Genomic DNA, 11,462 nt, shown 5'->3' with positions numbered 1-11,462 from the left:
GATACGCCTCCCGGACGATCGTGTGATGAGAACGCATATTCCATCGCCGTCCGTGGTCGGCCGTATGAAGGCTATCGTCCGGACGAACTTCGACGACAGCGTCTCCGCCTACGACGCCTACGAGCAGCGAACCGGCCGGTTTACTGCACTTGCCAGACTGCTGGCCGCCGAACTGTCGGCGCGAGCCGACGGGCCGTTCGACACCGTCCTCGATGCCGGTGCCGGCACGGGCGTGAGCACGCGTGTCTTCGCGGAGCGGGCACAGCGACCGATCGCACTGGACATCAGCCGTGAGATGTTGTGCGAACTCGAGGGTGTACCCCGTGTCGAGGGCGATTTCGATCACCTGCCCTTCGTCGACGGGGCATTCGACGGCGTCGCGTTTACCGCGTCGCTCTTTCTCGTCCCCGAACCGGCGATCGCGGCCCAAGAGGCTGCCCGCGTCCTGCGGCCGGGTGGAGTCGTCGGTGCCGTCGCACCGCTTGGCTGGGTCGATGCCGACGGGACGGATGTCTTTGCCGACCTCGAGCGACAGTCGCGGTCGCCGACAGGTGCCGACGACGTCGAGGCGGCGCTCGCCGACGCGTTTACCGTCGCCACGGGCACCTGGCGGTTCGCGACGACGGCCGAGAACGTGCGACGTTTCCACGCGATTCCGGCGATGGCGGCACGGCTCTATCCGAGACTCGCCGCCGACGAACGCGTCGCGAAGGCCCGAGAGTTGCTCGCGGGCCTCGAGGGCACCGTCGAACAGCGATGGCGATGGATCGTCGGCGTCGCGAAGTAGGGCTCGAGGCGACTCGGTTCGACCACGATCGGCTGGCATCGTTACGTCGCGTGCTCGCGTTTCAGTGAGAGTGCCGTCCGGTCGAATTCACAGACCAGCGGTTCCTCCTGCTCATTCACTTTGAACACTTCGACGTGCATGGTGACGATCCCGCGCTCGCCGTCGCTGGTCTCGTGTTTGTCGGTGACCGTCGACTGGACCCTGATCGTGTCTCCGTGATAGACCGGGTTCGGGTGCTCGACGTTGTCGTACGAGAGGTTCGCGACGATCGTCCCGTCGGTGGTGTCTGGGATCGTGAGCCCGACGGCCAGGCTCATCGTGTAGAGCCCGTTGACCAGCCGCCCGTCGAACTGCGTTTCCGCGGCGAACGCGGCGTCGAGATGCAGGGGCTGTTGGTTCATCGTTATGTCACAGAACTGCTGGTTGTCGGCTTCGCTGATCGTCCGTCGCTTCTCGTGTTCGATGGTCTCGCCGACCTCGAAGTCCTCGTAGTAACGTCCTGTCATGGCTGGAATGGGGATCAGAGGACCGTCCCGTGTTTCTTGTCGGGCAGGTCCTTGTCGATGTCCTCGTAGAACGCAAAGCGGTTCGTGAGTTCCTCCCGCAGGCTGCTCGGCGGGACGATCTCGTCGATGACGACTTCGCTCGCCATCCGGTGAATGTCGATATCCTCGCGGTACTCCTCGCGGAGTTCCTGTTCTTTGCGCTCGCGCTCGTCCGGGTCGTCGATCTCGGCGAGTTTGCGCGCGTAGACGGCGTTGATCGCCGCCTCGGGTCCCATGATGGCGATCTCGCCCGAGGGCAGACCGATGACGCTCTCGGGGTCGTAGGCGGGACCGGACATCGCGTAGATGCCCGCGCCGTAGGCCTTCCGGACGACGACCGACTGTTTTGGCACCGTCGCCGAGGAGGTGGCGTAGATCATCTTCTTGCCCTGCTCTAAGATCCCGTCTTTCTCGACCTGCGAGCCGGCCATAAAGCCCGGCGTATCACAGAGGTACAGCAGGGGGATGTCGTAGGCATCACAGGTCCAGATGAACTGGGCCGCCTTCTCGGCGGCGTCCGGGAAGATCGCGCCCGCGCGATGGGCAGGCTGGTTGGCGACGATCCCGACCGGCCGGCCGTCGATTCTGGCGAAGGCGGTGATGATCTCCTTGCCGAACTCCGGCCGGAGCTCGAGCGTCGAGCCGGCGTCGACCACCCGGTCGATGACGTCGAACATGTCGTAGCCCTTGTTGGGTTCCTGGGGCACGACGGCGTCGATGCCCTCGGGTGAGGCGGCCGGTGCCTGCCCGTCTGTTCGGGGTGGTTTCTCGTCTGCGTTGTTCGGCAGGTAGCTAATGAGCTGGGCGACCAGCTCTCGAGCGTGTTCCTCGTCGTCGGCGACGAGGTCTGCACTACCGGAGTAGCTGGCATGGACGTCCGGCCCACCGAGTTCCTGCAGGTCGATCTGTTCGCCGGTGACCATCTCGACCATGCGTGGGCTGGCGATGGCCATCGCCGACATATCCCGAACCATGACCGTGAAGTCGGCGAACACGGGCGTGTAGGCCGCCCCGGCGATACAGGGGCCATAGAGGACACAGATCTGTGGGACGCGTCCGGAGAGCATCGAGTGGTTGTAGTAGTATTTCCCGATGCCCTCACGGTTCGCGAAGAAGCCGGTCTGCTGGTCGATCCGGCCACCCGACGAATCCATCAGATACAACACTGGCTTGCCCGTCTTCAGCGCGCGCTGTTGCATCCGCAGGAACTTCTCGACGCCCTTCGCGGCCATACTGCCGCGTTTGACCGTGTAGTCGTTGGCCATGAAGTGGACGTCCCGGCCCTCGAACTCGGCAGCGCCCGTGATCAGGCCGTCGGCCGGCAGCTGGTCGTCGTCGTCGAACTCCGCGAACCGGCCGTCCTCGAAGAGGAAGTCATCGCCGAACCAGAGATCGATCCGGTCGCGGACGAACAGTTTGCCCTCCTCGGGCAGTTGTTCTTTGTACTTCTCCGGGCCGCCTTCGAGGATTTCCTCGATCTCCTCGAGCAGCAGCTCCTCGCGCTCGGTCGGCTCGAGATCGGCGTCCGGCTGGGCCTCGGGTTCGCCCGCCGCCGTCGCACCGGCGTCGCTGTCGCCGTCGTAGGACGCGCTGCTGATCTCGTCGCCGCCGTCGGTGACGACGGTCACGTCCTCTCGGTACTGCGACGCCATGGCTTCGGCGATCGCCTGTGCCTCCGTTTCGGTCGTGTCGTCTGCAATCTTGATTCGCATCGGTGATCACTCCAGTCGGACGAGGGTATCGCCCATGTCGACGGAGTCGCCCGCCGCGATCGGGACCGATTCGACCGTCCCGCTACTTCCGGCGACCACGTCGTTTTCCATCTTCATCGCCTCGAGCACGCAGACGACGTCGCCGGCGGCGACCTCGTCGCCTTCCTCGACCGCGACCGAGAGGATGGTTCCCTGCATTTCGGCGGTGATAGCGTCTGCGGTCGCGACCTCGGCGGCGCCCTCGGCCGCGGCCCCGCTGCTCGAACCGCTGCCGCTACCGCTGTCGGCTGGCTCGGCCGTCATCCGTGCGCTCGCGTCTTCGATGACGACATCGAATCGCTTGCCGTCGACCTCGACGGCTACCTCCGCGGTCGGCGGCTGGGTTCCGTCGCCGCCGGCCGCATCCGCTGGCCCCCAGCGATCGACGGCGGCCTCGAGCGCGTCATCCTCGAGTTCCCGATCGAGATACTTCGTGGTGTGGTCGCCGGCGACGAAGGTCTCGTCGTCGAGCATCAGCCGATGGAACGGGATCGTCGTGTGGACGCCCGTGACGTCGAAGTGCTCGAGTGCGCGCTTCGAACGCTCGAGACAGTGGGCGCGGTCCTCGCCGCTGACGATCAGTTTCCCGATCATCGAGTCGTAGTCGCCGCCGATCTCGTCGCCCTGTGCGACCGCATGGTCGAGACGGACGCCGATACTCGTCGGCGGTCGGTAGGTCGTTAGTTGCCCGGGCGTGGGCGTGAAGTCGGTGGCCGGATTCTCGGCGTTGATGCGGTACTCGACCGCGTGGCCCTCGATCTCGACGTCATCTTGAGCAAAGGCGAGTTCCTCGCCGGCGGCGACCCGCAGCTGCCACCGGACGATGTCGATGCCGGTCACCTCCTCGCTGACGGTGTGTTCGACCTGGATGCGGGTGTTCACCTCCATGAAGTAGAACTCTGGTCCGGCGGTTTCACCGCCTCCCTCTCGTTGCGTCTCCGACGCAACGCTGTCTTCCACGAGGAACTCGACGGTCCCGGCGTTCGTGTATCCGGCTTCGCGGACGCCCTGCCGGGCGGCCTCGCCGATCTCGGCGCGCAGGTCGTCGTCGAGCGCCGGGCTCGGGGCTTCCTCGATGACCTTCTGGTGGCGACGCTGCAGCGAGCAGTCGCGCTCGCCGAGATGGCGGACATTTCCGTGCTGGTCCGCGAGCACTTGCACCTCGATGTGTTTGGGTGCCTCGAGATACTTCTCGACGTAGACCGAGTCGTTGCCGAAGTAGGCTTCGCCCTCACGTTTGGCGCTCTCGAGGGCGTCGTCGACCTCGGCCTCGCTGCGAACGATCTTCATGCCGCGGCCGCCACCGCCGCCTTCGGCTTTGATCGCGATGGGATAGCCGAACTCCTCGCCGAGCGCGCGCACCTCGGCGGCGTCGTCGACCGGTTCGGTCGTCCCGGGGACGACCGGGACGCCGGCGTCCTGCATGACGGTTCGAGCCTTCGTCTTCTCGCCGAGGGTCTCCATGGCGTCGCTCGGCGGGCCGACCCAGGTGATCCCATCGGTCTCCTCGACCTTGCTGGCGAACTCGGCGTTTTCGGCGAGGAAGCCATAGCCGGGATGGATTGCGTCCGCGCCCGCTCGCTGGGCGACGTCGATGATCTCTTCCTGGTCGAGGTACGACTCGCTGGCCGGTGCCGGGCCGACGTTGTACGCCTCGTCGGCGTAGTCGACGTGGCCGCCGTTGCGGTCGGCGTCGCTGTAGACGGCGACTGTCTCACAGCCGAGTTCTTCGGCGGCTGCCATCACGCGCACTGCGATTTCGCCGCGGTTCGCGACGAGAACTTTGTCGAACATGATCAGTAGGATTTGGGGAAGCCGATCTGTTGGCCGATGTGGTTGTACGCCATCTGCTGGCTGACTGGCGCGAGCCGCGTGAGGTTGATCTCACGCCACCAGCGCTCGACGTCGTACTCCGTGGCGTAGCCCCAGCCGCCGAAGGCCTGCATCGACTGTTTGACCGCTTCGATGCCGGCCTCGACGGCCGTCGCCTTCGCGACGTTGGTCTCGTAGCCACACTCCTCACCCTGATCGTAGAGCCAGGCGGCCTTCTCACGCATGAGTGCGGCCGTCTCCATCCGCGCGTAGGCTTTCGTAATCGGGAACGAGACGGCCTGATGGCTCCCGATCGGTGCGTCGAACACCTCGCGTTCGTTGGCGTACTCGATCGCCGTATTCGCGGCGAGCTTGCCGATCCCCGTCCCGGCCGCGGCGAAGCCGATGCGCTCGGGGTTGAGCATATCGACCAGCGCCCACCAGCCCTCGTCTTCCTCGCCGAGGAGATCCTCCTCGGGGACGCGGACGTCCTCGAGGAACACCTCACAGGACTTCGAGTAGTTCATGCCGTGTTTGGAGATCGGCGAGACGTCGATCCCGGGGGAGTCCATGTCGACGATGAACAGGCTGATGCCGTCGGTGCCCCGCTCGACCTCCTCGAGCGGCGTCGTGCGGGTGACGAGGATCATGTTGTCCGCCCGGTCGGAGAAGGTGATCCAGGCCTTCTGGCCGTTGAGGACGTACTCGTCACCATCTTTTTCTGCGCGCGTGGCGACGTTCAGCGTGTTCGTCCCCGCTTCTGGTTCGGTGATGCCGATCGAGAAGTTCCGCTCGCCGGTGGCGATGTCGGTGAGGTATTTCTCTTTCTGTGCCTCCGTGCCGTTCTCGCGGATGCCGACGGCGGCCATACCCGCGGTGAGCACCAGATACCAGGTGCCGGCCATGCCACAGCCTTCGGCACAGAGCGTCTCCATAGCCAGTCCCATATCCTGCATTCCCATACTGGCACCGCCGTATTCCTCGGGAACCAACAGGCCGTGGAAGCCGGCTTCGCCGAGTTCGTCCCAGAACCCCTGGGCGAACTCCTCGTTTTCCTCTTTCTCACGCCAGTACTCCGGCCCGTATTCTGCTGCGACCGCTTTCGCGGTCGATCGGATCATCGACCGTTCTTGGGTAGACTCGAAATTCATGGTATAGTGTGTCGTATGTGGGGTCGTCTCTAATAATTCGTCCTCCGAGGCAGCCAGTTACGTCGCCGCCTCGGCTTCGTCTTCCGCCTCGTCTTGCAGTTCGGTCCGGCGGATCTTTCCAGTGACCGTCTTTGGCAGGTCGTCGCGGAACTCGAGTTCGCGCGGGTACTCGTGGGCCGACAGCTCCTCCTTGACGTGGGTCTTGATCTTCTCTTTGAGGTCGTCGGAGGGTGTCGCGCCCTCGCTGGGCACGATGTAGGCTTTCACGATGTTGCCCCGCTCCGCGTGTGGCTTGGGCACGACGGCGGCCTCGGCGACGGCGTCGTGTTCGCCCAGCGAGCTCTCGACCTCGAAGGGGCCGATCCGGTAGCCCGACGAGAGGATGACGTCGTCGGCCCGGCCCTCGAACCAGAAGTAGCCATCCTCGTCCTTGTGTGCGAGGTCACCCGAGAGGTACCACTCGCCGTCGGGGCCGTCGATGAAACACGAAGCGGTCTTTTCTGGTTTGTTCCAGTACTCGGCGAAGAAGCAGGGGTAGTCCCCACGTTCGGCGATCTCGCCGGTTTCGCTGGGCTCGAGCACTTCGCCGGTCTCGGGGTCGACGATGTCGGCCTCGATCCCCGGCAACGGCTTGCCCATCGAGCCGGGCCGGAGTTCCATCGTCGGGTAGTTGTTGATGATCATGTTGCCCGTCTCCGTCTGCCCGTAGGTGTCGAGGATGGTGACGCCGAGTTCGTCCTCGCCCCACTCGACGACGCCTGCCGACAGCGGCTCGCCAATCGAGAGCGCGTGGCGCAAGTCGAGGTCGACGTCCGCAAGGAGCGCTTCGTTCTCGCGGAGCATCCGGTAGGCCGTCGGCACCGAGAACAACACGGTGATCGGGTACTCGTCGAGGAGTTCCGCCCACGTCTCCGGATCGAACTCGCCTTCGTAGGTGAACAGCGAGGCTCCCCAGAACCAGGCGCCGAGGGTGTTGATCGCGCCCGTCAGCCAGCCCAGGTCGCCCGTACTCCAGTAGAGGTCGCCGGGCTGGAGGTCGACGGCGTACTTCTGAGTCGCTGCGACCCCGGCCACCCAGCGCTGTTTGTGGAGGACGCCTTTCGCCAGCCCGGTCGTCCCCGAGGTGTAGTAGAGCAACGCGTCGTCTTCGCCGCCGGTGGCGGCAGCGTCGTACTCGGTGCTCGCCCCGTCGAGTGCCGTATTGAAGACGACGTCATCGGCAGGTGCGCCGTCGCCGCGGTCGACAGTGATGACGTGTTCGACCGTCGGCGCATCCTCGAGTGCCTTCGCAACCGTCTCGCGGTTATCGGTCGTCGTCACGAGGACTTTCGCGTCACAGTCGTCGAGCCGATAGGAGATGCCGTCCGGCCCGAAGCGTTCGTTGACGCTCCCCCAGACGGCCCCGCGTTTCAGCGTCCCGACCATCGCCACGTAGTGTTCCGGGATCCGTGGCATATACGAGAACACGCGGTCGCCCTGTTCGACGTCCAACCCCTCGAGGACGTTCGCAAACTGGCTCGAGCGGTCAGCCAGCTCCCAGAAGGTCATCTTCGTGAGCTCGCCGTCGGTATCGACTTGGTAGAGTGCGACCGACTCACGCTCGGTCGCATGCCGGTCGGCGACCTCGTGTCCGATGTTTAGTTCCGCCGGTGCATCCCAATCCGCCTCCGCGTAGATATCGTCCCACGAGAACTGCTCCCGTTCAGTCTCGTAGTCCGAGAGGTTGTGGCTAGACACCATACACCAACCCGGATATCGTTCCCCTATATAATGCCACCGGTAAATTCTGCAGAGAAAATAGACGAATATTGTATATGTTCGCAGAATATATTCGCTTTATCAGACTACTGTACTGCGTAAACACTACTGTTTACGTACTATTGTATAACATATGTGTTTAATTCGTTTTGTGTGGGTAGTACTGTCATTCATCGCTCGTCGTGGTCGCCTCCAGCAGCGTCGCCATCATGGCGTGTCCGCCACGCTGTCCGTGCGGCCTCACGAACGGCCGGCGGAAACGACGTTTCGAACGTGACCCGTGGCGCGATATACGAGTCCTCCCAGCGCGGGTCCCAGGCCGCATTGACGTACAACCGGGAGCCGGTCTGTCCATCCTGTCGATACCGGGGCCGTTGGGCCGCTGGCGCGGATGCGTCGCTGAAGATCCAGTCCCGCGAGGGATGTGCTTTCACCCAGATGTCACCGAGGACGCGGCCGAGATCAGTCGGTGCGACGTCTTCGTCGACGATAATGACCGTATCGAACAGCGACGAAAACGTAAAGAGGATATTCGCGAGTTGCCACTCGAAGCCGGCATAAAGGACGTCGGTGGCGACGACACAGAACCCGAGTTCGGCTTCAGCCGGTAAGAGAACCCACTCGACTGGCGAGATCCCCCAGTAGTTGTTGACGCGGTGGTACAGCGTCGCTGCCGTCGTCACGCCCGTCAGCTGCAGATCGTCCGCCAGCGGTCGGCCGACGGGCGAAAACGGCACGACCGGCTCGTCGGTCGCGATCACCCGCTCGACCGACAGCGCCAGCGGCGTGCTCTCGAGACAGTATTCCCACGCTTCACGCCGGTCCGACTGGAAGTCGGGCTGGTGGTCGGCGACCGTCGTCTCGATTACGACCTCAGTCGCGCTCGGCACGAGACCGCCGTTCGTGGGGACGAGCGGCACGTCGTCGGCGACACCACAGGCCTGGATCGGCACCGCGACGTGGTCGGTCACGGCGAGGAGATAGGCGGTCATAATAGCAGCAGGTGGCACGCCGAGGGCGATCGAGATCGTCTCGTTACCGTCGAGCAGGGCAGCCAGCGCGGCAGGTGTCCGCACTCTGAGCGTTTCGTCGCCAACGATGGAGCCGTGAATCGGTGCCCAGTACGTGCCATCGGCCGTCGCTATTGATGCCATACCCAGCGTCAGCGCGGGCCAGACGTCGTCAGCACCCTGTGGAAGGCCCAGCGCTTGCACGCTGTCGACAGTGCGCGACGCCGCCTGCGTGTCGTACATCGGGCCGTCAGTCTGACCGGCCGGTCCGAGGCCCGTAATCGTCTCGAGCACGGAGACGAACGACCCGTCGGGCTCCAAGCCGAGCCCGAGCGCCAGCCGCGACCACGGCTGTGCGTCCCGCCGCTGCATCCGGTCGGGACCGCTGAACGAACCACTCGCGAGATCGACGCCGTCAACCTGGTTGTATCGGATCACCGGCCCGCTCGCACGGAGCGCTTCGGCAGCGACGACGTCGGGTGGAACGTCGGCGAGTTCGTCGGCCGCGAGCGTCAGCAGGTCGTCGTCGCCGTCCAGACCACGGAGGTACTGGGCGAACGGGATCATCGTCGATCACCATCCCGTCGCTCGCGCTGCTCGAGGAGATCGAACGGTTCCGGCGAGACGCCCGCGTCGACGAGCAGGTGCTGTGCGCGTGCGCGCAGTGACTCCGTTTCGGCGTCGTCTTCCGGCGGTCGGTCACTTGTCGCGTCGATATAGGCCTTCGCGGTCTTGGCTTTCGAGGTGCCGACGTCGGCGCTGCCTTTCTCGTCGGGGGTCTGGTAGATGTTGAGCGGGACTTTCGGCATGCGCTCGACGCCGAACTGATGAAAGTCCGTGTCCGGATCGGCGTTCAGCGCGATCGCCGTCAGAACGGCCCGCGGGTCGTGTGCGTCGACCGTCGCGTCGACGAACACGAAGAAATCGATGTGCAACATGCCCCAGGTGGTAAAGACGAAGTTCGCCAGTTCGTGGAGGACGCCGGGATACGAGCGCTCCGTCGCGATCACCCACACGGTCCGGGAGGTAAACCGCCACGGGACAGCGGCGTCGACGTCAAAACCGGCTGCCTGTAGGCCAAGCGTCGCATCCGGACCGGCAGCGGCGGTCTGGAGCGTGCTGCTCGAGTTCTGGCCGTAGCCGACGCCGGTCCCCTCGACACAAAACGGCACTCGGGGCTCGGCTCGGTGGGTGATCGCGTCGACGGCGAAGACGGGCATCGACCGCCGCGGGCCGTTCATGTAGCCGAAATAGTCGCCAAAGGGGCCCTCGTCGAGGCGTTCGTTCGGGAGGACGTGGCCCTCGATAACCAGTTCCGCCGTCGCCGGGACGGACAGGCCGTTCGTCTCACACGGAACGAGGTCGACAGGGCTGGCTTTCAGCCCGCCGGCGAATGCGGCTTCGCTCCGGCCCGTCGGAATCCACATCTCGGTACTGCACTGGACGGCTGGCTCTGCTCCGACGACAGCCGCTACCGGCATCGGCTCACCGCGCGGTTCGTACTCGTAGTAATAGCGATTCGGAACTTGCTCGCCCGCCAGAAACAGCAGGCTGGCGAGCGCATCGTCGTGGATCATCATTCGGTGGCTCGACCATCGTCCCCACTCCGTCTCCGGGTCCGGCGCGACGATGGTGTGAAGATTCGAGTACCGTCCGCCGTCGCTCCGATGCACGTACGGCCAGGGGAACGACAGGAGGTCGACATCGGAACCGGTGTGAACGACGTCCTTGCAGGGTGCGCGCTCGGGTTCGAGGAGTCGGGGCTCGCAGGGCGAGCGAAGGCGGTCGATGATTGCGTCGTAGTATGCGGCCCCGGACAGGCCGGCCGACAGCCCGAACGCCTGCGCGAGGTGATCCCACGGCCGACTCCGTGGGCCGCGGTACGGATCACCGACGAGCGCTGCGTCGACGTCGGTCGCCCCGACCGACTCGAACAGCGGCACCTCGCCGTCGGTCCGGTTGGCGAGCATCGTTATCGCGCTCGCCTCGAGATCCCATGATACCGGCTCGTCGAACGAGACGAGCGCGTCGTCGGCGAGTAACTGGAGATAGTCGCGAAATGAATCGGCTGCCATGACTATTCCTGGTCCATCAGCGCACGCCGGAGCGGGTCGGCCTCGAACTCGGTGCGGACGGTGTCGTACGCCTCCAGCAGCGCAGGGCGCTCCTCCGCAAGGCGCTCGAAGGCGAGTTCGCGAAGCGCTTCGGCAGTCGACTCGTACTGGCCCGCTTCGACGAGGTAGGTGAGCACCACCTTGAGGTCGTCGGAGCGGGTATTGACGATGTTCGAGGTCGTTTCCTGCTCGCGTGCGAGTCGCCGCAGGCGGTCCTCGTTGATCCCTGCTGCGTCGATCTCGTCTAGGAGTTCGACGTACCACTCCTTGCTGACGGTCTCGTGTGGCCCAGTGACGACTGTCAGCCGCTGTGGATCGGTCAGCTCGTCGGGCTCGCGAGCGATCCGGACGCGTGCCTCGAAGATTCGCTTGGTTTCGGCGTCGGTGATCTGCAGCGTCGTCTCCGTACACTCCTCGTCGGGCAGATGTTCCTCTGCGGTGATGTAGTGGTCCGATATCGCGTCCTCCCTCTGATCATGTGCCCCGTGTCTCATACTCTCATGCACCACTGGGTCACCGTTACGCGTCAGCTTC

At 64.7% G+C, this 11,462-nt stretch carries 9 protein-coding genes; 1 reads left to right on the top strand and 8 read right to left on the bottom strand.

The window, feature by feature from the left end; translation table 11 throughout:
* Positions 1–64: 64 nt before the first annotated feature.
* Positions 65–787 (top strand): class I SAM-dependent methyltransferase, encoded by a 723-nt coding sequence (locus C476_RS10440; protein WP_008012619.1) that lies wholly within the window; start codon positions 65–67, stop codon positions 785–787.
* Between the two features lie 41 nt (positions 788–828).
* Here the strand turns inward: C476_RS10440 and C476_RS10435 are convergent, their stop codons facing one another.
* The 8 genes from C476_RS10435 to C476_RS10400 form a co-directional block, all read right to left on the bottom strand.
* Positions 829–1,293: a MaoC family dehydratase gene (locus C476_RS10435; RefSeq protein WP_008012617.1), complete on the bottom strand. Its 465-nt coding sequence runs from the start codon at positions 1,291–1,293 to the stop codon at positions 829–831.
* Between the two features lie 14 nt (positions 1,294–1,307).
* On the bottom strand, positions 1,308–3,044 hold the full coding sequence (locus C476_RS10430; protein ID WP_008012615.1) for an acyl-CoA carboxylase subunit beta: 1,737 nt from the start codon (positions 3,042–3,044) through the stop codon (positions 1,308–1,310).
* Positions 3,045–3,050: 6 nt separating this feature from the next.
* Positions 3,051–4,877 carry an acetyl-CoA carboxylase biotin carboxylase subunit gene (locus C476_RS10425; RefSeq protein WP_008012613.1) on the bottom strand — a complete coding sequence of 609 codons (1,827 nt, stop codon included), beginning with the start codon at positions 4,875–4,877 and terminating at the stop codon, positions 3,051–3,053.
* Between the two features lie 2 nt (positions 4,878–4,879).
* On the bottom strand, positions 4,880–6,046 hold the full coding sequence (locus C476_RS10420; RefSeq protein ID WP_008012611.1) for an acyl-CoA dehydrogenase family protein: 1,167 nt from the start codon (positions 6,044–6,046) through the stop codon (positions 4,880–4,882).
* Positions 6,047–6,103: 57 nt separating this feature from the next.
* A complete protein-coding gene (locus tag C476_RS10415; protein ID WP_008012610.1) occupies positions 6,104–7,786 on the bottom strand; it encodes an acyl-CoA synthetase in 1,683 nt (560 codons plus the stop codon).
* Between the two features lie 188 nt (positions 7,787–7,974).
* Positions 7,975–9,381: a UbiD family decarboxylase gene (locus tag C476_RS10410; RefSeq protein ID WP_008012608.1), complete on the bottom strand. Its 1,407-nt coding sequence runs from the start codon at positions 9,379–9,381 to the stop codon at positions 7,975–7,977.
* Complete coding sequence (locus tag C476_RS10405; RefSeq protein ID WP_008012606.1) at positions 9,378–10,889, bottom strand: UbiD family decarboxylase; 1,512 nt, start codon at positions 10,887–10,889, stop codon at positions 9,378–9,380. Before C476_RS10405 ends, C476_RS10410 begins: the two co-directional genes overlap by 4 nt.
* A 2-nt stretch (positions 10,890–10,891) precedes the next feature.
* Positions 10,892–11,386, bottom strand: coding sequence for a hypothetical protein (locus C476_RS10400; RefSeq protein WP_049911735.1), 495 nt, complete (start codon positions 11,384–11,386; stop codon positions 10,892–10,894).
* Between the last annotated feature and the right edge of the window lie 76 nt (positions 11,387–11,462).

The sequence above is a fragment of the Natrinema limicola JCM 13563 genome, from assembly GCF_000337475.1.
Taxonomy (GTDB): domain Archaea; phylum Halobacteriota; class Halobacteria; order Halobacteriales; family Natrialbaceae; genus Natrinema; species Natrinema limicola.
The sequence above is the reverse complement of the archived record's forward strand: the minus strand, read 5'-3'. Positions and strand labels throughout refer to the sequence as shown.

What these genes read in the sequence shown, in the direction of transcription:
- C476_RS10440 (WP_008012619.1), top strand. Translation starts at nt 65, where the DNA reads ATGAAGGCTATCGTCCGGACGAACTTCGACGACAGCGTCTCCGCCTAC.
- C476_RS10435 (WP_008012617.1), bottom strand. Translation starts at nt 1,293, where the DNA reads ATGACAGGACGTTACTACGAGGACTTCGAGGTCGGCGAGACCATCGAA.
- C476_RS10430 (WP_008012615.1), bottom strand. Translation starts at nt 3,044, where the DNA reads ATGCGAATCAAGATTGCAGACGACACGACCGAAACGGAGGCACAGGCG.
- C476_RS10425 (WP_008012613.1), bottom strand. Translation starts at nt 4,877, where the DNA reads ATGTTCGACAAAGTTCTCGTCGCGAACCGCGGCGAAATCGCAGTGCGC.
- C476_RS10420 (WP_008012611.1), bottom strand. Translation starts at nt 6,046, where the DNA reads ATGAATTTCGAGTCTACCCAAGAACGGTCGATGATCCGATCGACCGCG.
- C476_RS10415 (WP_008012610.1), bottom strand. Translation starts at nt 7,786, where the DNA reads ATGGTGTCTAGCCACAACCTCTCGGACTACGAGACTGAACGGGAGCAG.
- C476_RS10410 (WP_008012608.1), bottom strand. Translation starts at nt 9,381, where the DNA reads ATGATCCCGTTCGCCCAGTACCTCCGTGGTCTGGACGGCGACGACGAC.
- C476_RS10405 (WP_008012606.1), bottom strand. Translation starts at nt 10,889, where the DNA reads ATGGCAGCCGATTCATTTCGCGACTATCTCCAGTTACTCGCCGACGAC.